The 23,019-nt window shown below is 70.8% G+C and carries 24 protein-coding genes; 14 read left to right on the top strand and 10 right to left on the bottom strand.

Annotated elements, in window-relative coordinates:
* On the bottom strand, nt 1-317 hold a 317-nt coding region (locus tag ABZ845_RS18280; RefSeq protein WP_360980325.1), incomplete at its 3' end, for a biotin carboxylase N-terminal domain-containing protein.
* A 364-nt stretch (nt 318-681) separates the two neighbouring features.
* Between ABZ845_RS18280 and ABZ845_RS18285 the strand changes: the two genes are divergently transcribed.
* Nucleotides 682-1,197 carry a hypothetical protein gene (locus ABZ845_RS18285; protein WP_360980328.1) on the top strand — a complete coding sequence of 172 codons (516 nt, stop codon included), beginning with the start codon at nt 682-684 and terminating at the stop codon, nt 1,195-1,197.
* Between the two features lie 117 nt (nt 1,198-1,314).
* Here ABZ845_RS18285 and ABZ845_RS18290 read toward each other — a convergent pair whose 3' ends face one another.
* The 4 genes from ABZ845_RS18290 to ABZ845_RS18305 form a co-directional block, all read right to left on the bottom strand.
* Complete coding sequence (locus ABZ845_RS18290; RefSeq protein WP_360980331.1) at nt 1,315-1,935, bottom strand: nucleoside triphosphate pyrophosphatase; 621 nt, start codon at nt 1,933-1,935, stop codon at nt 1,315-1,317.
* 22 nt (nt 1,936-1,957) lie between these two features.
* Entirely contained in the window at nt 1,958-2,086 is a 129-nt protein-coding gene (locus ABZ845_RS18295; protein ID WP_360980334.1) for a hypothetical protein, read from the bottom strand.
* 183 nt (nt 2,087-2,269) lie between these two features.
* Complete coding sequence (locus ABZ845_RS18300; protein WP_360980337.1) at nt 2,270-2,479, bottom strand: acyl-CoA carboxylase epsilon subunit; 210 nt, start codon at nt 2,477-2,479, stop codon at nt 2,270-2,272.
* A 27-nt stretch (nt 2,480-2,506) separates the two neighbouring features.
* Complete coding sequence (locus ABZ845_RS18305; RefSeq protein ID WP_360980340.1) at nt 2,507-4,090, bottom strand: acyl-CoA carboxylase subunit beta; 1,584 nt, start codon at nt 4,088-4,090, stop codon at nt 2,507-2,509.
* 163 nt (nt 4,091-4,253) lie between these two features.
* Here ABZ845_RS18305 and ABZ845_RS18310 point away from each other — a divergent pair, with 163 nt between their 5' ends.
* Together ABZ845_RS18310 and ABZ845_RS18315 are read left to right on the top strand one after the other, a co-directional pair.
* Nucleotides 4,254-5,159, top strand: a complete 906-nt coding sequence (locus ABZ845_RS18310) for a biotin--[acetyl-CoA-carboxylase] ligase (RefSeq protein WP_360980343.1) — start codon at nt 4,254-4,256, stop codon at nt 5,157-5,159.
* A gap of 209 nt (nt 5,160-5,368) precedes the next feature.
* Entirely contained in the window at nt 5,369-6,508 is a 1,140-nt protein-coding gene (locus ABZ845_RS18315; protein WP_360980346.1) for an adenylate/guanylate cyclase domain-containing protein, read from the top strand.
* A gap of 102 nt (nt 6,509-6,610) precedes the next feature.
* Here the strand turns inward: ABZ845_RS18315 and ABZ845_RS18320 are convergent, their stop codons facing one another.
* Entirely contained in the window at nt 6,611-7,210 is a 600-nt protein-coding gene (locus ABZ845_RS18320) for a hypothetical protein (RefSeq protein ID WP_360980349.1), read from the bottom strand.
* A 231-nt stretch (nt 7,211-7,441) separates the two neighbouring features.
* Here ABZ845_RS18320 and ABZ845_RS18325 point away from each other — a divergent pair, with 231 nt between their 5' ends.
* From ABZ845_RS18325 to hutH, 3 genes are all read left to right on the top strand, one after another.
* Nucleotides 7,442-8,248, top strand: a complete 807-nt coding sequence (locus ABZ845_RS18325) for an enoyl-CoA hydratase-related protein (protein WP_360980352.1) — start codon at nt 7,442-7,444, stop codon at nt 8,246-8,248.
* 113 nt (nt 8,249-8,361) lie between these two features.
* On the top strand, nt 8,362-9,528 hold the full coding sequence (locus ABZ845_RS18330) for a GGDEF domain-containing protein (RefSeq protein ID WP_360980355.1): 1,167 nt from the start codon (nt 8,362-8,364) through the stop codon (nt 9,526-9,528).
* Between the two features lie 117 nt (nt 9,529-9,645).
* On the top strand, nt 9,646-11,184 hold the full coding sequence (gene hutH / locus ABZ845_RS18335) for a histidine ammonia-lyase (RefSeq protein WP_360980712.1): 1,539 nt from the start codon (nt 9,646-9,648) through the stop codon (nt 11,182-11,184).
* A 97-nt stretch (nt 11,185-11,281) separates the two neighbouring features.
* Here hutH and ABZ845_RS18340 read toward each other — a convergent pair whose 3' ends face one another.
* On the bottom strand, nt 11,282-11,608 hold the full coding sequence (locus ABZ845_RS18340) for a hypothetical protein (RefSeq protein ID WP_360980358.1): 327 nt from the start codon (nt 11,606-11,608) through the stop codon (nt 11,282-11,284).
* Between the two features lie 110 nt (nt 11,609-11,718).
* Between ABZ845_RS18340 and ABZ845_RS18345 the strand changes: the two genes are divergently transcribed.
* The 4 genes from ABZ845_RS18345 to ABZ845_RS18360 all read left to right on the top strand — a co-directional run bounded on the left by ABZ845_RS18345 (nt 11,719) and on the right by ABZ845_RS18360 (nt 16,158).
* Nucleotides 11,719-12,072 carry a hypothetical protein gene (locus ABZ845_RS18345; protein ID WP_360980361.1) on the top strand — a complete coding sequence of 118 codons (354 nt, stop codon included), beginning with the start codon at nt 11,719-11,721 and terminating at the stop codon, nt 12,070-12,072.
* Nucleotides 12,073-12,309: 237 nt separating this feature from the next.
* Nucleotides 12,310-13,554, top strand: coding sequence for an Ig-like domain-containing protein (locus tag ABZ845_RS18350; protein ID WP_360980364.1), 1,245 nt, complete (start codon nt 12,310-12,312; stop codon nt 13,552-13,554).
* A gap of 256 nt (nt 13,555-13,810) precedes the next feature.
* The gene (locus tag ABZ845_RS18355; RefSeq protein WP_360980367.1) at nt 13,811-15,289 is read left to right on the top strand and encodes an ABC transporter permease; all 1,479 of its coding nucleotides are present in this window, start codon (nt 13,811-13,813) and stop codon (nt 15,287-15,289) included.
* A gap of 185 nt (nt 15,290-15,474) precedes the next feature.
* A complete protein-coding gene (locus ABZ845_RS18360) occupies nt 15,475-16,158 on the top strand; it encodes an ABC transporter ATP-binding protein (RefSeq protein WP_360980370.1) in 684 nt (227 codons plus the stop codon).
* A 93-nt stretch (nt 16,159-16,251) separates the two neighbouring features.
* Here the strand turns inward: ABZ845_RS18360 and ABZ845_RS18365 are convergent, their stop codons facing one another.
* Nucleotides 16,252-17,172 (bottom strand): helix-turn-helix transcriptional regulator, encoded by a 921-nt coding sequence (locus tag ABZ845_RS18365; protein WP_360980373.1) that lies wholly within the window; start codon nt 17,170-17,172, stop codon nt 16,252-16,254.
* Between the two features lie 174 nt (nt 17,173-17,346).
* On the opposite strand from ABZ845_RS18365, the gene ABZ845_RS18370 reads away from it, so the two are divergent.
* Entirely contained in the window at nt 17,347-18,387 is a 1,041-nt protein-coding gene (locus ABZ845_RS18370; RefSeq protein WP_360980376.1) for an NAD(P)-dependent alcohol dehydrogenase, read from the top strand.
* Nucleotides 18,388-18,521: 134 nt separating this feature from the next.
* On the top strand, nt 18,522-18,908 hold the full coding sequence (locus ABZ845_RS18375; RefSeq protein ID WP_360980379.1) for a VOC family protein: 387 nt from the start codon (nt 18,522-18,524) through the stop codon (nt 18,906-18,908).
* Nucleotides 18,909-18,958: 50 nt separating this feature from the next.
* Here ABZ845_RS18375 and ABZ845_RS18380 read toward each other — a convergent pair whose 3' ends face one another.
* Complete coding sequence (locus ABZ845_RS18380; RefSeq protein WP_360980382.1) at nt 18,959-19,699, bottom strand: DUF2637 domain-containing protein; 741 nt, start codon at nt 19,697-19,699, stop codon at nt 18,959-18,961.
* A 23-nt stretch (nt 19,700-19,722) separates the two neighbouring features.
* Nucleotides 19,723-19,899 (bottom strand): hypothetical protein, encoded by a 177-nt coding sequence (locus ABZ845_RS18385; protein ID WP_360980385.1) that lies wholly within the window; start codon nt 19,897-19,899, stop codon nt 19,723-19,725.
* 637 nt (nt 19,900-20,536) lie between these two features.
* Here ABZ845_RS18385 and ABZ845_RS18390 point away from each other — a divergent pair.
* Together ABZ845_RS18390 and ABZ845_RS18395 are read left to right on the top strand one after the other, a co-directional pair.
* Entirely contained in the window at nt 20,537-21,016 is a 480-nt protein-coding gene (locus tag ABZ845_RS18390) for a hypothetical protein (RefSeq protein ID WP_360980388.1), read from the top strand.
* Between the two features lie 61 nt (nt 21,017-21,077).
* Nucleotides 21,078-22,940: a S8 family serine peptidase gene (locus ABZ845_RS18395; RefSeq protein ID WP_360980391.1), complete on the top strand. Its 1,863-nt coding sequence runs from the start codon at nt 21,078-21,080 to the stop codon at nt 22,938-22,940.
* Nucleotides 22,941-23,019 lie beyond the last annotated feature (79 nt).

Raw genomic sequence — 23,019 nt, forward strand, 5'->3', positions numbered from 1 at the left:
GGGGGCGGGCCGATCCAGATCAGGCCCGCGTCCAGGACGGCCTGGGCGAAGTGGGCGTTCTCGGAGAGGAAGCCGTAGCCGGGGTGGATGGCGTCGGCGCCGGAGTCCTTGGCGGCTTGCAGGACCTTGTCGATGTCCAGGTAGCTGGTCGCGGGTGTGTCACCGCCCAGCGCGAACGCCTCGTCCGCCGCGCGGACGTGCAGGGCGTCCCGGTCCGGGTCGGCGTACACGGCCACGCTCGCGATCCCGGCGTCACGGCAGGCCCGGGCGACACGGACAGCGATTTCGCCACGGTTGGCGATCAACACCTTGCGCACGTTGGCTCCCTCTCCTTGAAACAAGCCGAGTTTAGGGACTGCCGACACGACGTTTCGACCCGTCCCCAGTGGTGAGCTTGCCCACACGGAGCGTGAAACCAGGCTCACTCCACCGGCGAAATCCCTTGTCGCATCGCCGTACAGGGGAATCCACCCGAAAACCCTAGCCCTCCGATGTGGTCAAGGTCTCTATGAAGTCGTCCTGCCGCCGGTCGTGTTTCTTTGTGGAGTCCCTACTAATGGCCCAACGAATCTTTGCCCCTGCCAGGACTCTTGTCCCCAGCTTTACCCGTTAGTAGCGTTCGCGACGACTCGAACGTACTGCGAGTAACCAGCAAGCGCGCTAGAAGGTGGGTGGGGGCCGGTGGTCCGCAGACCGGTGGCAGCAGTGGTGGCGATCGTTCTGTTCGGGGAGGCGATCGGCATCGCACTCCTGAACTGGTTCCTCGGCGTGATCGCCGACCGGCAGGACATGTCCCTGGCCGGCATCGACCCGGACACGATGGCGACGTCCTCGAAGGCGGGCGGTGTCGTCTTCGGGCTCTATTTCGCGCTGTGCGGGGTCGCCGCCCTGCTCATCGCCCTGCGCGACCGCGCACCGTCCGGCTTCTGGCGCATCGTCCTGATCAGCGCCGCCGTCGTGCACGGTCTGCTCGGCGCGCTCACGGTCGGCCTGGTGGGCTGGAGCGCGTTCGCGTACATGATGGTGGTGTTCGGGCTGATACTGCTCACCCTCATGATGTACGACCGCGGGCAGGGCCCCGCCGGAGCGCCGCCCGCGGACAGTGCCCCGGGAGGCGACACGGAGGGCGCCCGCAAGGACACGGCCCAGGGGGATGCCCCGGAGGGCGGAGGAGCGCCCGCACCGGCCGCCTCCTGAGGGGCTCCACGGCGCTCTGCGGGCCCCTGCAGCTGCCGGGGCCCGCGTGGGCGCTCCACGGGGCCTACGAGGCGCTCCAGGGGTCCGGCGGGCGCTGCGGGCGAGAGGCCTCGGCGCTCACTTCTTCACCGGCGCCCACAACTCCGTGATGCCGATCCCCAGTTCCGCCAGCAGCCGGCGGATCAGCGGCAGCGAGATGCCGATGACATTGCCGTGGTCGCCCTCGATGCCGTCGATGAACGGCGCCGAGCGGCCGTCCAGGGTGAAGGCTCCCGCGACGTAGAGGGGCTCGCCGGAGGCGACGTACGCGGCGATCTCCTCGTCCGTGGGCTCGCCGAAGCAGACCACGGTGGAGGCGGTGGCGGATGTGTACCGTCCGCTGACCGTGTCGTAGACGCAGTGGCCGGTCTGGAGCGTGCCCGCCCGGCCGCGCATCGACTTCCAGCGGGCCGTGGCCTCCTCGGCGTCCGCGGGCTTGCCGAGGGCCTGGCCGTCCAGGTCCAGCACCGAGTCGCAGCCGATCACCAGTGCCCCCTTGACCTCGGGCCGGGCCGCGACGACCGACGCCTTCGCCTCGGCCAGCGCGAGCGCGAGCTCCGCGGGGGTGGGGGCGGTCACGGCGTTCTCGTCGACGCCGCTGACGATGACTTCGGGATCGAGTCCGGCCTGCCTGAGCAGTCCGAGCCGGGCGGGGGACTGGGAGGCGAGCACGAGGCGGCGACGCGGCTGAACGGTCATGCGCTCAGCGTATCGGCGCACCTCACCTGATGCCGACGACGAGCATCGCCAGCACTACCGCCAGGGCCATGAGAACCCCCAGGCGCCGCAACATCTCCTGCGTCTCGCGCAGTTCCTCCGGCGGCTCGTCGTCGGGGTCGGACCACAGCATGCCTTCGATCCTGCGCCGTGGGCCCGCCGCGCCGCCTGAGTACGCGTACTCAACTATGCCGGTCGATATCGCCCATGAACGACCGCGGGCCCGTCGTGGACGGACCCGCGGTCACTTGTGCTGCTCCAGTGCCTGCCGCGGCACCAGCTCCCCGATCCAGGGGGCTTCTCCTGCGGGAAACCCTCAGCCGGGCCAGTAGGTCCGGGACCAGGTCACCGGGCCCGGCTGGGGCAGCCGGTGGGCGGCGATACGGGCGGGATCGGCCCAGGAGTCGCGCCGCCGCGCCGCGCCGGACGGCTGCGCGGCAGCCGCCGCGGCGCGGGCTCGGACCACCGCCAGTGCGGCGGCCAGCTCCTCCGGGGTCGGATTGCCCCGTACGACCTTGATCGTCATATCCGCTCCAGGGGTCGGGTCCGGGGTTTACAGGGGGATGTTGCCATGCTTCTTCGGGGGCAGGGATGCCCGCTTGGTGCGCAGCTGACGCAGACCGCGCACGACATGGCGGCGGGTGTCGGACGGCATGATCACCGCGTCGATGTAGCCGCGCTCGGCCGCGACGTAGGGGTTGAGGAGGGCGTCCTCGTACTCCTGGATCAGCCGCGCGCGGGTCGCCTCCGGGTCGTCCGACTCGCCGATGGTGCGCCGGTGCAGGATGTTGACCGCGCCCTGCGCGCCCATGACCGCGATCTGGGCGGTGGGCCAGGCCAGGTTGAGGTCCGCGCCCAGGTGCTTGGAGCCCATGACGTCGTAGGCCCCGCCGAACGCCTTGCGGGTGATGACCGTGATCAGCGGGACCGTGGCCTCGGCGTACGCGTAGATCAGCTTGGCGCCGCGGCGGATGATGCCGGTGTGCTCCTGGTCGACGCCGGGCAGGAATCCGGGGACGTCCACGAAGGTGATGACGGGGAGGTTGAAGGCGTCGCAGGTGCGCACGAAGCGCGCGGCCTTCTCGCTCGCGTCGATGTCGAGGCAGCCCGCGAACTGCATCGGCTGGTTGGCGACGATGCCCACCGGGTGGCCCTCGACGCGGCCGAAGCCGGTGAGGATGTTCGGCGCGAACAGGGGCTGTGTCTCGAAGAACTCGGCGTCGTCCAGGATGTGCTCGATCACCGTGTGCATGTCGTACGGCTGGTTCGCGCTGTCCGGGACGAGCGTGTCCAGCTCGAGGTCCTCGCCGCTGACCGCGAGGTCCGCCTCCTCGGGGAAGACCGGGGCCTCGCTGAGGTTGTTGGACGGCAGGTACGACAGCAGTTGCTTGACGTATTCGATGGCGTCCTTCTCGTCCCCGGCCATGTGGTGGGCCACGCCGGAGGCCGAGTTGTGGGTGCGGGCGCCGCCCAGCTCCTCGAAGCCGACGTCCTCGCCGGTGACCGTCTTGATGACGTCGGGGCCGGTGATGAACATGTGCGAGGTCTGGTCGACCATGACCGTGAAGTCGGTGATGGCCGGGGAGTACACCGCGCCGCCCGCGCAGGGGCCGACGACCAGGCTGATCTGCGGGATCACACCGGAGGCATGGGTGTTGCGGCGGAAGATCTCGCCGTACGCGCCCAGCGACGCGACACCCTCCTGGATACGGGCGCCGCCGGAGTCGTTGATGCCGATGACCGGGCAGCCGGTCTTCAGCGCGAAGTCCATCACCTTGACGATCTTCTGGCCGTAGACCTCGCCCAGCGCCCCGCCGAAGACGGTGAAGTCCTGCGAGAACACGGCGACGGGCCGGCCGTCCACGGTTCCGTATCCGGTGACGACACCGTCCCCGTACGGCCGGTTCTTCTCCAGGCCGAAGTTGGTGGAGCGGTGCCGGGCGAACTCGTCCAGCTCGACGAACGAGTCCTCGTCGAGCAGCAGTTCGATCCGCTCACGGGCCGTCAGTTTGCCCTTGGCGTGCTGCTTCTCGACGGCACGCTCCGAGCCGGCGTGCGTCGCCTCCTGGACCCGGCGATTCAGGTCCGCGAGCTTGCCCGCGGTGGTGTGGATGTCGATCTCTTCCGGCTCGGACATCGGGATGCGGCTCCCTGCCTGCTCAGTGGGGACGTGAGGGTGAGTGCTTCGAGGGTGCTTCGAGCAAGCGAATGCTCAGAAGAACGAACGGTTACTCATCCGTAGCGTAGTGGCGCGCCTACCTGTCGGCAGTGCGGCGTTTACCACACCTAGGGTGGCTTGCATGATGCCGCGAGATGCCTCAGACGCGAACGACCGGTCCGGTGACTCCTCCGACGACTCCTCCGAGGGGCGCGGACGTTGGTCCGACCTGGACCGCCCGCCCCTGAACGCCGCCGCGCTGCGCCGGGCGCTGCTGCGGGACGGGGGCCTGTGGTCCGGAGTGGATGTCGTGCAGAGCACCGGTTCCACCAACACCGACCTCGTCGCCCTCGCCGCGTCAGGCAAGGCTGCCGAGGGCGCCGTCCTGATCGCCGAGCAGCAGGACGCCGGGCGCGGCAGGCTGGACCGCACCTGGACGGCTCCGGCCCGCTCCGGCCTCTTCTTCTCGGTGCTGCTCCGGCCGGCCGAGGTGCCCGTCCAGCGCTGGGGCTGGCTGCCGCTGCTCGCGGGGGTGGCCGCCGCGACGGGTCTCTCCCGGGTCGCGGGGGTCGACACGGCACTCAAATGGCCCAACGACCTGCTGATCACCGTGGGCGACGAGGAGCGCAAGACCGGAGGCATCCTCGCGGAGCGCGCGGGGGACGACGGGGTCGTGGTCGGTATGGGCATCAACGTCACCCTGCGCGAGGACGAACTGCCGGTGCCCACCGCTGGGTCCCTGGCCCTGGCGGGCGCCCGGACCACTGACCGCGATCCGGTGCTGCGCGCGGTGCTGCGCTCGCTGGAGGACTGGTACGGCCGCTGGCGCGAGGCGGGCGGCGACCCGGCGGCGAGCGGACTGCAGGAGACCTACGCGGCCGGGTGCGCCACGCTGGGCCGGCTCGTACGGGCGGAGCTGCCCGGGGACCGCACCATCACGGGGGAGGCGGTGGCGATCGACCGCGACGGCCGTCTGGTGCTGGCGACGGAGGACGGGGTGCAGGAGCCGGTGGGGGCGGGGGACATCGTTCACCTGCGCCTGGCTTGAGCGGCACGGGCGCCGGGGCGGGCGGGGGCTTCCGCCCTCGCGGGCCCGGGCCCGGAGGCCGGGGCGGGGGCCCCTGGCAAGCGGCCTCCGGCGGCGGGCACCCGCGGGCTCCCGCCGGACGCACCCGCTGAGGAGTGAGCTACCGCACACCTGCCGTAGAGTTGACCGCGGTCGATACCTGACCGCGGCAGATCGGAAGGGCAGCACGCGTGACCGTCGACGACACGGGCTCGGGCACGGGCGTACACCCCGTCCCCGACGGTGGACCCGAGCGGGACGCGGACGCCGAGCCCGAGGAGAACCCCCTGGCGCTGCGCCTGGAGCAGCTCATCCTGGGAGCGGAGCGCCGCTACACGCCCTTCCAGGCGGCCCGTAGCGCGGGTGTGTCCATGGAGCTGGCGTCCCGCTTCTGGCGGGCGATGGGCTTCGCGGACATAGGGCAGGCCAAGGCGCTGACGGAGGCCGACGTACTGGCGCTGCGCAGGCTCGCCGGTCTGGTCGAGGCGGGCCTGCTGAGCGAGGCGATGGCGGTGCAGGTGGCCCGGTCGACCGGGCAGACCACCGCCCGGCTGGCCGAATGGCAGATCGATTCCTTCCTGGAGGGGCTCACCGAGCCCCCCGAGCCCGGCATGACCCGCACCGAGGTGACGTACCCCCTGGTCGAGCTGCTCCTCCCCGAACTGGAGGAGTTCCTCGTCTACGTCTGGCGCCGCCAGCTGGCCGCCGCCACCGGCCGGGTCGTCCAGGCGGGGGACGACGAGGAGATGGTCGACCGCCGCCTCGCGGTCGGCTTCGCGGACCTCGTCGGCTTCACCCGGCTGACGCGCCGCCTGGAGGAGGAGGAACTCGGCGAACTCGTCGAGGCGTTCGAGACCACCGCGGCCGACCTGGTCGCCGCCCACGGAGGGCGGCTCATCAAGACCCTGGGCGACGAGGTGCTGTACGCGGCGGACGACGCCGGTATCGCGGCGGAGATCGCCCTGCGTCTCATCGAGACGATGGCGCACGACGAGACCATGCCGGAGCTGCGCGTGGGCATCGCCTTCGGCACCGTCACCACCCGGATGGGCGATGTGTTCGGTACGACGGTGAACCTGGCGAGCCGCCTGACCTCCATAGCGCCCCGGGACGCGGTCCTGGTCGACGGCGCCTTCGCGGAGGAGCTCATCCGTACGACCGAGGCGCCCGCCTCCGAGGCCGAGGCCGCCGAGGCCGCGGCAGCCGCGGAGAAGGAGGGCGAGGAACCGCCCTCGTACCGCTTCGCGCTCCAGCCGATGTGGCAGCGCCCGGTGCGCGGCCTCGGCGTGATCGAGCCGTGGCTCCTCAACCGGCGCGACGGATCGCCGTAGAGCCGGGCGGGACGGAGCGCACCGGGGCGGAGCACGACGGAATATCGCCGTATGACCGTATGACTGCTCGTCCTACCGAATCCTTTCTGCTCGGCGCGCGGCTCAACCGCCGCCGAGACACAGTCCGATGAGCGGGACGCAAAGGCCCGGCGGGGCCGGGTCCGGTGCGGGTGTGTGCGTGGACGTGGAGCCTGGCGTCGTCGTGGTCGGGGCGGGCTCGGGCGACACGGTTCTCGTGACCGACGGGGCGCCGGACGCGGCGGGTGCCCTCGGCGTCGACGGCGCCTCGGGGATTCCGGTCGCCGGGTCGGTGGCGGACGGTGCCGACGCGGGCGGGTGCGCGGACAGGCTCGTGGGGCTCGTCCCGGCCGAATCCGCCGTCGCCGCCCGGGTGGTGCCCGGTGCCGGGACCACGGAGTGCCGGTCCGCGCCGGCCTTCGGGGGCTCGGTGGTGATCGTGGCGGCCGTGTCGGTGGCGCGGATGTGGGGATCCGCCTGTGCGGTCCCGCCCCCGCCCGTCGCCGCGTCCGGCCCCAGGCGTACGAGGGTCAGGGCCCCCGCGGCGAATGCGAGTCCGCCGACGGCGAGAACCGTGCTCCGGCGGCGCGGCTTGCGGTGCCGGCCGCCGGGACGGAACCAGAGGACGCCCGTGGTGCCGTGCGTCGCCGCCTCGGTCTCGGTGATGGTCGTTTCTGTCGTCATTGCGCGTGCCTCCCCGGTATGCCCGTGATCCCCCGATGCGCCCCAGCGGTGCGCAGATTATGTGCGGATTGGGGGCAGGTGACGGGGAGACGGCCGGGATGTCACTCGAACGGGGAGCGATGGCCGTCGGTGGCCCGCATGCGGCTCGGGTCCGGAACACCTTCCGCGGGACCGCTCCGGCTGCCATGATCGGGACATCGTTAGTTAACCCGCGTTAACCGGGAGGGTGTCATGGCGGAGCAGGCGGACGAACGGCGTTTCGGCGAGTTCGTCGTCGTACGGCGGCACGGGTATGTCGCGGAGCTGGCGCTCGACCGGCCCAAGGCGATGAACGCGGTGTCCACCGAGATGGCCCGCTCGATCGGCGCCGCCTGCGCGGACCTCGCCGCCGACCGGGACGCCCGGGTGACGGTGCTGACGTCAACGCACGAGCGCGCGTTCTGCGTCGGCGCCGACCTCAAGGAGCGCAACTCCTTCACGGACCTCGACCTGGTGCGCCAGCGCCCGGTCGCGCGCGCCGCGTACACCGGCGTGCTGGAGCTGCCGATGCCGACGATCGCCGCCGTGCACGGCTTCGCGCTGGGCGGCGGCTTCGAGCTGGCCCTGTCCTGCGATCTGATCGTGGCGGACCGTACGGCCCTGGTCGGACTGCCCGAGGTCTCCGTGGGCGTGATCCCGGGCGGCGGTGGTACCCAGCTGCTGCCCCGCCGGGTTGGTGCCGCGCGGGCGGCCGAGCTGATCTTCACGGCCCGCCGTCTGGAGGCCGCCGAGGCGCGGGAGCTGGGCCTGGTCGACGAACTCGTGGCGGAGGGCCAGGACCGGGAGGAGGCGCTCGCCCTCGCGGCCCGTATCGCGGCGAACTCCCCGGTGGGTCTGCGGGCGGCGAAGCGGGCTCTGCGGCTCGGTCATGGCCTCGATCTGCGGGCCGGACTCGAGGTGGAGGACGCGGCCTGGCGGTCGGTGGCGTTCTCGGGGGACCGCGCGGAAGGCGTGGCCGCGTTCAACGAGAAGCGCAGTCCGCAGTGGCCGGGTGAGTGAGTCCGTCATGGCCGGGTGAGCGATCGGGCGTTCCGCGGCACCACACCCTGGCACCACAACCTGATCGCCGCACCGATGTCTCATCTCGCGCTGATCATCTCTAGCCTGGAGTGATGGGTGAGGACAGTCGGCTGAGGGCCGTGGTGGCGCTCGCGCAGGGGATGGCGGCGGCGCACAGCCCGCACGAGTCCTGGCGGGCCGCGGCGCTCGGCGCATGCCGGGCGCTCGCCGGTAACTTCGCCGCGCTGTCCGTGTGGGAGCGTGAGCGCGGACGGCTGCGGGTCCTGGTCAATGTGGGGGAGCGCGCGGCTGAGGAGGAGGAGTTCCCGGAGGACGAGGCGTACCCCGTGCACCAGTTCCCGGAGATCACCGAGTTCCTGCACGAGCGCTGGGCGGGCGGGGGCGGGCCGAGCGCCTGGGTGGAGACCGCGCGGGGCACGGCCGCGGGGCACGCCGGGTACTGCCATCAGCGGGTCGCCGCCCTGCGCCGCCGTGGCCGCGGCTGCTGCGTCGTGGCGCCTGTGGTGCTGCACGGCAGGGCCTGGGGGGAGCTGTATGTCGCCCGCGAGGCCGGTGCCCCTCTCTTCGGCACCGCCGACGCCGACTTCGCAACCGTCCTCGCCTCCGTCGTCGCCGCGGGCATCGCTCAGACCGAACGTCTGGAGGAGGCCCGCCGACTCGCCTTCACCGACTCCCTCACGGGCCTCGCCAACCGCCGCGCCGTCGATGTGCGCCTCGACGAGGCCATCGAACAGCATCGAGGGGAGGGGGTCGCGGTCTCGCTCGTCGTCTGCGATGTCAACGGGCTCAAACGGGTCAACGACACCCAGGGACATGCGGTCGGCGACCGGCTGCTGGAGCGCTTCGGGTCGGTGTTGTCGCTGTGCGGCGCGATGCTGCCGGGTGCCCTTGTCGCCCGGCTCGGCGGCGACGAGTTCTGCCTCCTCGCGGTCGGCGCCGGCGCCGACGAGGTCGTGCGGATCGCCGACGAGGTCTGCCGCCGGGCCGCCGAACTCGAACTCGGTGACGGCGTCGCCTGCGGGGTCGCCTCCACCCAGGACCCGATCGGCCCCGTCCGCTCGGCCCGCCGGCTGTTCCGGCTCGCGGACGCGGCCCAGTACCGCGCCAAGGCCCTGCACGCCGCCAAGCCGGTGGTCGCGGGCCGGGAGGGGCCCGACGACCCTGTGCTCCGCCTGGCCGACGCGCCGCCGCCCGCCGCGGGGGAGCGCCGCCGTTTCCGGGGGCGCCACCCCGAGTCGCCGGACGGCGGGCGATGCTGAGCCGGCGGGTGGTGCCGAGCCGACGGGTGGCGGGCGCCTCCGCTGGCGGGTAAGGGGTCAACCGGCCGTCCACTAGTGACATCAGTGCATTCACTGCGTACGCTCCTGAATATGGATATGCACACTGTGGTGGTGGGGACGTCCGGGGTCACCGCGTCCGACGTTCTGGCCGTGGCGCGCGCGAACGCCCGGATCGAGCTCTCGGAGGAGGCCCTGGCGGCCCTCGCGGCGGCCCGCGGGATCGTGGACGCGCTGGCGGCGAAGCCGGAGCCCGTCTACGGGGTCAGCACCGGCTTCGGGGCACTGGCGACCCGGCACATCAGCGCGGACCTGCGCACCCAGTTGCAGCGCAACATCGTCCGCTCGCACGCGGCCGGAATGGGCCCCCGGGTCGAGCGCGAGGTCGTGCGCGCCCTGATGTTCCTGCGGCTGAAGACCGTCTGCTCCGGCCACACCGGTGTCCGCCCCGAGGTCGCGCAGACCATGGCGGACATCCTCAACGCCGGCATCACCCCGGTCGTGCACGAGTACGGTTCCCTCGGCTGCTCGGGAGACCTCGCCCCGCTGTCCCACTGCGCGCTGACGCTCATGGGCGAGGGTGAGGCCGAGGGTCCCGACGGTGTCGTACGGCCCGCCGCCGAACTCCTCACGGAGCACGGCATCGCCGCGGTCGAGCTGCACGAGAAGGAGGGGCTCGCGCTCCTCAACGGGACCGACGGCATGCTGGGCATGCTGGTCATGGCGCTGGCCGACCTGGAGAAGCTGTACAAGTCGGCCGACGTCACGGCGGCGCTGTCCCTCGAGGCGCTGCTCGGTACGGAGAAGGTGCTCGCGCCCGAGCTGCACGCCATCCGCCCGCACCCCGGGCAGGGCGACTCGGCCGCCAACATGCTGGCCGTGCTGAAGGGTTCCGGCTTGACGGGCCATCACCAGGACGGCGCGCCGCGCGTCCAGGACGCCTACTCCGTGCGGTGCGCTCCGCAGGTAGCGGGCGCAGGCCGGGACACCATGGCGCACGCCCGCCTCGTCGCCGAGCGCGAACTGGCCGCCGCGGTGGACAACCCCGTCGTCCTGCCCGACGGCCGTGTCGAGTCGAACGGCAACTTCCACGGCGCGCCCGTGGCCTATGTCCTGGACTTCCTGGCGATCGCGGCGGCGGACCTGGCGTCCATCGCGGAGCGCCGCACCGACCGGCTGCTGGACAAGAACCGCTCGCACGGCCTGCCGCCGTTCCTCGCGGACGACGCGGGCGTCGACTCGGGTCTGATGATCGCCCAGTACACGCAGGCGGCGTTGGTGAGCGAGATGAAGCGGCTGGCCGTACCGGCCTCGGCCGACTCGATCCCGTCCTCGGCGATGCAGGAGGACCATGTCTCGATGGGCTGGTCGGCGGCGCGCAAGCTGCGTACCGCGGTGGACAACCTCACCCGGGTCCTGTCCGTCGAGCTGTACGCGGCGGCCCGGGCGGTGGAACTGCGCGAGGGCCTGACCCCGGCTCCCGCCAGCCAGGCGGCCATCGCGGCACTGCGCCGGGCGGGCGTCCAGGGCCCCGGCCCCGACCGCTTCCTCGCCCCCGACCTGGCCGGGGCGGAGGCCTTCGTGCGCTACGGAAGGCTGCTCGAGGCGGTCGAGACGGTCACGGGGGCGCTGCGCTGAGGCGGAGCGGTCGCACTGCCTCCTGATGCGGTGAGGGCCCCGGAACACGCCGAACGGCGGGGCCCTCCCCACATCTGTGCTCAGAGGACATCTGTGCTCAGAAGCCCATGCGCTCCCTGCGCACCGAATACGTCACGAATCCCGCGCCCAGGCCCAGGAACAGGGTGCCGCCCACGACGTAGGGCGTCGTGTCCACGCTTCCCGTGTCGGCCAGTCGGGTGGCGGTCTCCACGCCGTCCACGGAGTCCGCGGTGGTGCTCGCGTCCGTGGAGGACTGCGCGGACGTCGGCACCTGCAGCCCGGGGGCCTGCTGTGTCGCGTCGGCGGACGGGACGAACCACAGGGCTCCCAGCAGGGTCCCCGCGGCGGTTGCGGTCAGCAATGACCGGCGTGCGGTGGACGTCGATCGACGTGCGGCGGACACGAAATACCGATCCCTTTGTGGCGCTTGCGAATTGGCCGTGTGGGGCGATGCTAGTGAAAGGCGCGGGTCGCGGGAAAGTCGCGCACCCCGCGGGCCGTACGCTGCCCGCCATGAGCACTTCTGAGACATCACGGTTCGTCCGGCTTCGCGTGGAACTGGTCGTCGAGATCGCCGACCCGGACGTCGTCACCAAGGCCGCGCTGCACCGGATCGAGAACGACCCGGACATGCCCGAGGGAGAGCGCGTCTACACCGAGAGCGCGGTGTCGGAGGACGCCGCCGAGGCCCTCGCGTACCTGATCGACCCGTCCGAACTGATCGGCGAGATGCCGGGCGTCGAACTCGCCCAGGCCTCATGGAGCAGCGAGGAGATCGACTACGACCCCGAGTCGCCGGACTGGGCCCTCGACGAGGACGACGAGGCCGAGGACGACGAGGACGAGGAGGAGGCCGTGCTTCGCTGACGTGTCTTGGGGAAATCGTGACCCCGGGTGGCAACCGGCACCCGGGGTTCCGTCGTCTCATGGGGAGATCCCCGGCGTCCCGCACGACGCGGAGGCCGCCCTGCGTATCCGCCCTTCCGGGGTGGTGTGGACCACATCACCTCCGCATACGGAACCAGGTCGCCCGGCCTTACCGTTGGTGCTTCTTACGGGGGCCGATGGGTTCATGGGGATTCGGCGACGATGGAGAATCGTGTGATGACGGACAGTATGCGGCGCAATGGTCTGGCGACCGCTGCCGCTCTGCTCGGCGGAATGCTGGTGCTCACCGCGTGCAGCGGCGGCGGCAAATCGGCCTCGGGGGGAGACCCCACGTCGCAGGCCCAGGTCGATGAGGCAGCCGCCAAGAAGACCTCCGAGGCACAGATCAAGATCACACCGGCGGACGGCTCCGACAACGCCTCCATCAACAACGCGGCCAAGGTGACGGTGGAAAAGGGGACCCTCACCAACGTCACCATGACGACCGAGTCCGGTACGCCCGTCGCCGGGCAGATATCCGCGGACAAGAAGAGCTGGGCGCCCGACGGCCAGCTGCAGCGCTCGACCACGTACAAGGTCGCCGCGACCGCCAAGGACTCCGCGGGCCGCGACGCCCATGAGAACGCCTCGTTCACGACCGTGGCCCCGGCCCACTCCTTCCTGGGCAACTTCACGCCGGAGAGCGGCTCGACCGTCGGCGTGGGCATGCCCGTCTCGATCAAGTTCGACAAGGCCATCACCAACAAGGTCGCCGTGCAGAAGGGGATCACCGTCTCCTCCAGCAGCGGGCAGGAGGTCGTCGGCCACTGGTTCGGCTCCGACCGGCTCGACTTCCGTCCCGAGCAGTACTGGAAGGAAGGCTCCACCGTCACGATGAAGCTCAACCTCGACGGCGTCGAGGGCGCGAGCGGCGTTGTCGGCGTGCAGCAGAAGACGGTCACCTTCAAGATCGGCCGCAACCAGGTCTCGTACGTCGACGCGAAGACCAAGGAGATGAAGGTCACACAGGACGGCCGGACCGTCAAGACCATCCCGATCTCGGCCGGTGCGCCCGAGCACACCACGTACCAGGGCCAGATGGTGATCTCCGAGAAGTTCACCCAGACCCGGATGGACGGCGCGACGGTCGGCTTCAAGAAGGACGACGGCAAGGGCGAGTACGACATCAAGGACGTGCCGCACGCCATGCGCCTGACCAGCTCCGGCACCTTCATCCACGGCAACTACTGGGGCGCGCCGTCCGTGTTCGGCAGCGAGAACACCAGTCACGGCTGCGTCGGCCTCCAGGACAAGAAGGGGGCGGGCGACCCGAACACCCCGGCAGCCTGGTTCTACAGCCACTCGCTCATCGGTGACGTCGTGGTCGTCTCCAACACGGGTGACAAGACCGTCGCCCCGGACAACGGCTACAACGGCTGGAACATGAGCTGGGCCCAGTGGAAGGCGGGCTCGGCCGTCTGACATCCCCGGACGCCCCCACCACTTCACCACGGCGCCCGCACCCCCTCGGGGGATGCGGGCGCCGTGCCGTTTCCTGCGCCTGAGGCCGTGCTGTCATCGGCGGTCCCTGAGACCGCCTCGCAAGCCTGTTCAGGGGCTTGCTCGGGGGGCCTGCTCAGGGGTTTTCTCACGTCGGTCCGAGGCCATGGACAGCCTTCTCATGCTTCTCTTATGACCGGTTGATGGGTTCATCAGGGTTCCTCCCTAGCTTGCGGGCATGTTCTTCACCTACCTGAGGCGCGAACTGCGCCGCCGGCGAAAGGCGGCCCTCGTCGTCGCCTCCGGGCTCGCGCTGGGCATCGCCCTCGTCATCGTGGTCAACTCCGTGTCCTCCGGCATGGGGAAGGCGCAGGACAAGGTCCTGCAGTCGCTGTACGGCCTCGGCACCGACATGACCGTCACCAAGGCCGCCACCCCGCCCGCGTCCGGCGGCTCGCAGGGGCCGCGCTTCAGCTTCGGCGCCCGTGACAACGGCTCCGGCGAGACGCAGAGCAGCGACCGTGTCATGGTCCAGGGCTTCGAGACCCTGGCCGACAGCACGGTCGCCAAGGTGGGTTCGCAGAGCGGGGTCTCGGACGCCGTGGGCGGACTCAGCCTCCGGGTCATCAAGATCAGCGGTCAGTTCACCCGGGGCCAGTTCAAGCAGGACCAGAGCGGTGGCGGCCAGGGCGGCCGGGGCGGCTTCGGGGGCGGCAGGGCGCAGGGCCGTGTCGAGGGCGGCGGCGCGAATTTCGGCGTCGACAACTACTCCGTCTACGGCACCGACGTCACCAAGCCGGCCCTCGGCCCGCTGACCTCCTCGAAGATCACCAGCGGCCGTACGTTCAAGACGTCCGAGACGAACGCCAAGGTCGCGGTCGTGGACTCGGCGTACGCCGAGCAGGCGAAGCTCAAGGTCGGCGGCACGGTCACCGTCAAGGGCGTCACGTACCAGATCATCGGCATCGCCACGGCCGACAGCGGTGACTCCGCGGCCAACCTCTACATCCCGCTGACGCAGGCTCAGTCCCTCGCCGGTGCGAAGGACAAGGTCACCACGATCTACGTCAAGGCGGCCGACTCCCAGCAGATCGCGGCGGTCAAGAAGACCATCCAGAAGAACATCTCCGGGACGACGGTCACCACTTCCTCGGACCTCGCCTCCACCGTCTCCGGATCGCTGTCCACCGCCTCCAGCCTCGCCGACAGCGTGGGCAAGTGGCTGTCCATCACGGTGCTCGCGGCCGCGTTCCTGGTCGCAGGGCTGCTCACCTCCTCCGCCGTCTCCCGCCGGGTGCGCGAGTTCGGCACGCTCAAGGCGCTGGGCTGGAAGTCGGGCCGGGTGACCCGGCAGGTGGTCGGCGAGGCCGTCGTCAACGGGCTGGTCGGCGGCGCCCTCGGCATCGCGCTCGGCCTGGCGGGCGCCTACGCGGTCACCGCGATCAGCCCCACGCTGCAGGCCCAGCTCGGTGGCGGTGGCGGCTTCGGCGGTGGCCGCGGCTTCGGTGGCGGTGGCGGTGGCTTCGGCGGCTTCGGCGGCGGTGGCCGCCGGGCGGCGGGGAAGACACTGGAAGTGGCGCTCACCGCCCCCGTCAGCGCCACCACCATCGCTCTCGCGGTCGCCCTCGCCGTGGCCGGCGGCCTGATCGCAGGCGCCTTCGGCGGCTGGCGAGCCTCCCGCCTGCGCCCAGCGGACGCCTTGCGCCGGGTCGAGTAGCACCGGCACCCGCGGAATGCGCGCCAAGCGCGCTCCACAGGGGCGCGGGGGTCCTGTCGATATGCGACTCCGCCGCGCCGGCGCGAAACCCCGCGACGCACCCGCGGACGACAACGCGCCGTCAGGCGGCAGCGCCCCGCACCCCGCTCCCGAGCGGAGCGTCAACCCACCCAGGAGTCACACCCATGTACGAACTGCAAGGTGTCACCAAGCGCTACACCCGCGGCAAGGAGACCATCACCGCCCTGAACGCCGTGGACCTCACCATCGCCGACGGCGACCGCCTGGTCATCCAGGGCCCCACCGGCGGCGGCAAGTCGACCCTGCTGCAGATGCTCGGCGGACTCGACAAGCCGACCGCGGGCAGCGTCGAACTCGACGGCGTCGACCTCACCCGGCTCTCGGAGGCCAGGCTCACCAAGGTGCGCAGCGAGAACATCGGCTTCGTCTTCCAGTCCTTCAACCTGATCCCCACGCTGACCGCGCAGGAGAACGTCGAGACCGCCCTCGTCCCCCTCGGGGTGAAGGCGAAGGACCGGCGAGAACGTGCCGCCGAGGCGCTGACGTCCGTCGGGCTCGGTGAGCGGCTCGGACATCTGCCGGGCGAGATGTCCGGCGGTCAGCAGCAGCGCGTCGCGATCGCGCGTGCCCTGGTGAAGCAGCCGAAGGTGCTGCTCGCCGACGAACCCACCGGAAACCTCGACGAGTCGACGCGCGACGAGATCATGGACGTGCTGGAACGCATGTGGAAGGAGCACGGGCTGACGTTCATCATGGTCACCCACGACTCCGCGATCGCGAAGAAGGCCCCGCGGCTCGCCACCATCCGCAAGGGGCAGATCACCGTCAAGGAGAACACGGCGCCGTAGGCGGGACAGCCCCGTGGACAAGGCCGTTCACCGGACCCGCCCGCCTGGAGCCGCGCATCCCGCGCCTTCGGCGGGCCGTCCGGGGCGGTGCTCTCAGGAGCGGGACGCGCTCGTGCCCGCGCGGGTGGCGTCCGCACCCCAGCTCGCCAGCAGCCGCAGCGCCTCGGCGGAGGCCGAGCCCGGTTCGGCGTGGTAGGTCACCAGCACCTGCTCGATGTCCCCGGTCATCCTGAACGACTCGAATTGCAGCTCGATATCACCCACCAGGGGATGCCGCATCCGCTTCAGCCCGTAGCTCTTCTCCTTGACGTCGTGCGTCGCCCACAGCCGCCGGAACTCCTCGCTCTTCACCGACAGCTCGCCGACCAGCGCGGACAGCCGGGGATCGTCCGGGTGGCAGCCCGCCTCGTACCGCAGCAGGGACACGATGTCGATCGCCTTCTGCTCCCAGTCGACGAACAGATCTTGGTACTCGGGCCGCAGGAACACCATGCGCGCCCAGTTCCGCTCCTGCTGCGGCAGCTCGCCCCAGTCGCCGAAGAGGGCCGCGGCCATCCGGTTCCACGCCAGGATCTCCCCCCGCCGCCCCGTGATGTAGGCGGGGACGTCGCCGAACGCGTCCAGCAGCTGGCGCAGGGAGGTCCGCACCTGCTGCGGCCGCGGCGACGGCTTCTTCTTGTGCGCCTTCGGCTTGGCGAGGTGCGTCAGATGCGCGTGCTCCGCGTCGCTCAGCCGCAGCGCGCGGGCGATGGAGCCGAGGACCTCGGCGGAGACGTTCTGCCCGTTGCCCTGCTCCAGGCGCGTGTAGTACGCCACGGACACCCCGGCCAGTTGCGCCAGTTCCTCGCGCCGCAGCCCAGGCACCCGCCGGTGACGTCCGTAGTCGGGCAGGCCCACGTCCTGCGGCTTGAGACGGGCTCGCCGGGTGCGCAGGAACTCGCTGAGCTCGGCACGCCGGTCCAGGGCCTGACCCGCCGCGACGGGCTCCTGTGCGGAATCGGGCTGTGCGTCCATACGCCCAGTATTCCCGGTCGCGGGCAGTCGCAGGAAAGGAAGCCTGACCCCGTCAGTAGTAGGAACGCTGGACGTAGGCAGAGCCGTGGTCTGGGTGAGTACGAGGTCCTCCTGCAGCCTGGAGGCGTGCCCCGGTGGATGGCAGCCGGGCACATGACCCTAGGAGATTCCGGCATGACCACCGTTGCCGCGTACGCCGCATCAGCCGCCAAGGCCCCGCTCGAGCGCACCACGATCGAACGGCGTGAGGTGGGTGAGTCCGACGTCCTGATCGACATCAAGTTCGCCGGCATCTGCCACTCGGACATCCACCAGGTCCGCGAGGGCTGGGGCGAGGCGATCTTCCCCATGGTTCCGGGCCACGAGATCGCGGGCGTCGTCTCCGCCGTCGGCTCGGGCGTCACCAAGTTCAAGGTCGGCGACCGCGTGGGCGTCGGCTGCATGGTCGACTCCTGCCGCGAGTGCGAGAACTGCGAGGCCGGCCTGGAGCAGTACTGCCTCAAGGGCATGACCGGCACGTACAACGCCCTCGACAAGAACGGCGAGCCGACCTACGGCGGCTACTCCCAGCAGATCGTCGTCGACGAGGCGTACACCGTGCGGATCCCCGACGGTCTCTCCCTCGACGTGGCCGCCCCGCTGCTGTGCGCCGGCATCACCACGTACTCCCCGCTGCGGCACTGGAACGCGGGCCCCGGCAAGAAGGTCGCCGTGGTCGGTCTCGGCGGTCTCGGGCACATGGCCGTCAAGCTCGCGCACGCGATGGGCGCCGAGGTGACCGTGCTCTCGCAGTCCCTGCGCAAGAAGGACGACGGGCTGCGACTGGGCGCGGACCACTACTACGCCACCAGCGACCCGAAGACCTTCGAGGAACTGCGCGGCACGTTCGACCTGATCATCTCGACCGTGTCGGCGCCGCTGAACTTCGGTGCCTTCCTGTCGATGGTGAAGACCGACGGCGCCCTGGTGAACGTGGGCGCGCCCGAGGAGCCCATCTCGCTCAACCTGTTCTCGGTGATCTCGGGCCGCAAGACCCTCGCCGGCTCCGGCATCGGCGGGATCCGCGAGACCCAGGAGATGCTGGACTTCTGCGCGGAGCACGGCATCGGTGCCGAGATCGAGCTGATCGGTGCCTCCGAGATCAACGACGCGTACGAGCGGGTGCTGGACAGCGATGTGCGGTACCGGTTCGTGATCGACACGGCCACGATCTGAGGCTTCTGCGACCAGGACGAGAGGCGGTCCCCCGCGGGGCCGCCTCTCGCTGTTCTCGCGCTGCCCGAGCGGGCCCCGGTACGGCGGTAGCGTGGAAGGGGGGCCCGGTGTCCAGGGGCAGGAGGCTCGGAGCGATGTCCGTAGAGCTGAACCACACCATCGTCGCCGCGCACGACAAGGAGGCGTCCGCACGCTTTCTCGCGGATCTGCTGGGGCTGGAGGTGTCGCCGCAGTACGGCCCGTTCACCCCGGTGCAGATCGCGAACGGCGTGACGCTGGACTACAGGGAGGAGGCCGGTTCGATCACGCCTCAGCACTACGCGTTCCTCGTCTCCGAGGACGAGTTCGAGTCGATCTTCGGCCGGGTACGGGCGGCGGGGCTGACGTACTGGGCGGATCCTCACCACCGCCGCCGGGGCGAGATCAACCACAGGGACGGCGGTCGCGGGGCGTACTTCGACGACCCGAACGGCCACAACCTGGAGATTCTGACGAGGCCGTACGGAAGCGGCGGGGACTGACTCCCCGCCGCTTCCGTTTCCGTTCCCGATCCGGCCTCCGCCGCTCCCGCTCAGGTGCTGCCGGGCAGATCGTCGACCGGGGCGGCGTGCCGGGGGCGGTACTTGGACGACACCTGTCCGACCAGTTCCCGGAAGCAGACCAGCGCGGTGACCGGGGGAATGCCGACGATCACCATCGAGAGCATCGAGTGCGCCGAGTTGCAGATGCACAACGCCACCGCGGTGGCGGAGGCGAGCAGGATGACACTCCATGAACGCCGGGCGGAACGGTGCTGGAAGGCCGCCCGCAGGATGGAGAGGGCCGCCACGAACCAAGGCCCGTACACCGTCAGCGGCCACCACAGTGCCAGTGGCGCCGGAAGGACCGTCGACGCGATGGCGCGCAGCTGGCTGTACGAATACGCGGTGGACCAGCCGAGCAGGGCGACCGCGAAGGCGGCGATGGTCGCGACCAGGATCGTGACGGGGCCGACTCTCTGGCCTCCCTCGAGGACATGGGCCGCGGGCCCGGGCCGCCGATGGCGGTGGTGCCCCTCCAGCGGGGGCGGTAGCGGGTCCACCGCGGAGACGCTCGACAGCATCTGGGCCAGTTCCTCGTCCGGGTCCCAGCCATTCGCGGGGATGTCCGGATCGGGCGCGTTCCAGACGTGATGCGCCTCAAGGGCATCGACGCCGAGGGGGTCGACGCCGAGCGGATCGACGTCGTAGGAATGCTGCCCCAGTGCGTCGTAGTCGGTTCTCAGGGCGAACTGGATGTCGTAGAGGCTGGGCTCGCCTTGAATCCTGTCCATTCTCAGTTCCTCCGCGCCCTCGATCAGGACGCACCATCGAGAGCCCGCAGGTATGCGCTTTCCATGTCGCCGATCTCCTTGAGGAATTCATCCAGAATGTCCGAACATCCCTTCAGGAGCGCCTCGTTACCCGCCGATTCGAGCCATAGCGCCACTCGGCTTCCGACGGGGATCTGATCTTCGGGTTCGTTCCACGTCACGATCACCTAACGAGCGCCGCGCGGTTCGGGCAATCAGGCATTCGGGGGAATGGATCGCTGGAGAATCGTTTCGGCAGTCTGATGACAGTATCTGGCTGACATAATGGACGAAATGCATGCAAGCATATTTGCGTGAGTATCGATGAATGATGATTCACTCTCTGCGATGTGCGGCGGTGAGCATCCTGGGGGAGCGGGGCCGCAGCGAGGGCCGTGATCGTGATCCGCTCAAGGTGTGGTGCGGTGCTGTGCGGTGCGGCGGCCGGACGTGATCATGTCGCCCCGGGCCCGCCGTCGCGCGTACCCCCGTACCCGATTGGATCCCCGGCGCCCGGAAAGTACATCGGACGCCCCGTCGACGCCCGTACCGCCGCCGTTGCCACGTACCGTATTCGCCCGGTTGGCGGCGCGGCCCCGGCGAGGAGCGCCCAGGCCTCCGTGTGCAGGTGTGGGCGGGCGACCAGCTTCCGGCCGCCTCCGGCCCGGGCTGTTCATCCGATTGCGGTCGGATCGGCGTCACCTTAGCTTCGGGGTGTCGGAATCTCCCGATAAGGCACACATGGACCCCTATGTGCGGGTCTCAATGTCTGCTTTCTCATGATGCGTCGAAGCGTCGAACGGAGCATTCATGTCGGTCATGACCGGTATCCCCCCCATACAGCACCAGCAGCAGTACGGCCAGCAACTGGCCGGCGGGCAGCCGCAGATCGCGCAGATCGTCCATCAGGCGATCCAGCAGGCGTGCCAGCAGGCGAGCCAGCAGGTCGCGCAGCGCATGCAGCAGACGCTCCAGCAGATCCAGCAGGTCCAGCAGCAGCTCCAGCAGCAGGGCATGTCCCAGCAGGCGCACCCGTACCTGGCGCTCGCGCTGCACCACACGCTGCACGCCGGTGTCCGCAGCGCGGTGGAGCAGTCCGTGCAGCAGGCGCTGCCGACCGCGATCGTGGCGCTGCTCCAGCAGAGCCAGCAGGGGCAGCAGGGCCAGCAGCAGTGGGGCGGAACATTCGGCCAGCAGATCCCGCAGATGTCACAGATCCCGCAGATCCCACAGAGCTCGCCGTACCAGCAGCCCGGCTTCGGCTTCGGGCAGATGGGCCAACCCTTCGGTATCGGCTGACCCCGGGGCGGAGCGCGATGCGGTGTGGCCGGGACCGGTTTCCCGGGCACACCGCATCACCGTGGAGGCGCGAGGCGCCGCCCGTCGCCGGATCGGCACAGCACGAGCACCACACGGGTGCGAGTACCAGTACGAGGACGAGTACGACGTCGGCGTGGTGAAGGTGGACGCAATGGTCAAGGAAAGGCCCGGAAGCAACCGGGAGAGCGGGGCCGGGGAGAGCGGGGCCGAGGAGTCGGCGGGTGGGCCGGTGCCCGAGGGCAAGGAGACGGGCTCACGCAAGAAGGGCGCGCGGTCGCCGGTCATGGTGCAGCCGCGCCGCGAACGGTACATGGTGACGCCGCTGCCGCAGAGCCTGCTTCCGCCGGGAGTGCCCGAACTGAGCATGGACGCGGTGTGCGACCGACTCGAGCGGATGCCCGAGGTCAAGGTGATCCGCAGACTCCGGCCGTCGGAGAAGCTCCAGTCGAACGGACTGCTGCCCGCCTGCCCGGAGATCGCGGTCGTCGAGGCGGCCGAGGCCCAGGTGCCGGCGATGCGGTCGCTGCACGTGCACATCGAGCCGGATCTGCCGCTGTCCGCGGCCGCCGGTCCCGCCGCCATGCCGGCCGCGGGGGCCGTGCCGTTGCGTGATCCGGGGCTGGTCCTGCCGCTGGAACGTCCAGTGGACATCACGTTCCGCGTCTGCGGGCCGGACGACGAACCGCTCGCCGGCGCGGGAGTGTTCCTGATCGGCGCGACCTGGCCGGCCCAGGGCATCACCGCCGCCGACGGAACGGTCACCGTCACGCTGGCGACGGACTCCGAGCAGTCCGTCCAGTCCCTCTACATCCGGCCCAAGGGCGGCTATACGGACCGCTGGATCCACCGCCCCGAACTGTCCGCGACCCATGAGAACGTCGTCACCCTGACCCCGCTGGCCAAGGTGTATCCGGAGCTGGAGCAGCGGCAGCAGTACGGCTGGGGCCAGCAGGCCATGCGGCTGGACCGGCTGCCCCCCACGTTCCGCGCCTTCGGCGTCAGGATCGCGCTCATCGGCTCGGGGGTCAGCGCCGAGCACCCCGACCTCAAGCAACGTGTGCGCTCCGGGGCCGACTTCGTGCACGGCGCGGGGGAGGGCTGGGCGCACGACACGGTGGGCACCGGCACGCACGCGGCGGGGATCATCGCCGGGGCGGACACCGGCAAGGGCGTCATCGGCATCGCGGTCGATTCCGAGATCGATGTGTGCAAGGTGATGCCCGACGGGTGCTTCAGCGATCTGATCGCCGCCCTGGACCGCTGCATCGAACGCGACATCGACATCGCCCATATCGCGGTGGCGACCCCGTACCCGTCGGCGCTGGTGTCACGGAAAGTCGCCGATGCGGGCGCGGCCGGCATCGCCTGCGTCGTGCCCGCGGGCGACACCGGCGGACCGGTCGCCTTCCCGGGCTCGCTGCCCACCGTGTTCACCGTGGGCGCGCTGGGCGTCTTCGGCTCGTACCCGCAGGACACCTCCCAAGCCACCCACTCGGGGGCCCAGCTGACACCGGAGGGACTCTTCGCCGCGCCGTTCAGCTGCCATGGCCCGGGCGCCGACGCCGCCGCCCCCGGTGTGGCGGTCCTGTCGTGCGCGCCGCACGGCGGGTACGCGGCACTCGACGGCACCGGCACGGCTTCGGCCCATGTCGCGGGCCTGGCGGCTCTCGTACTCGCCCACCACGAGGACTTCCATGGGCAGCTGCTGCCTCGCGGCCCCGGCCGCGTGCAGCATCTGTACGAGATCATCGCCGCCAGCTGCCGTCCGCTGGCCGCCCACGGCACGGTGGAGGCGGCCCGTGTCGGACGCGGGCTGCCCGACGCGCTGGTGGCCCTGAGCCTGGCTCCGGGCGTACAACTCGCCCCGGCCCTGTCCCCCTACGCACTGTCGATGGCGGGATAGCCCCCACCTTCGCCGAGCCCGCAGAACGGCACCCCTGTACTACCGGGGGTGCCGTTCGCTTCACCGCCGCGCGCCCGCG

Source organism: Streptomyces sp. NPDC047022, assembly GCF_040644155.1.
Lineage (GTDB): Bacteria > Actinomycetota > Actinomycetes > Streptomycetales > Streptomycetaceae > Streptomyces.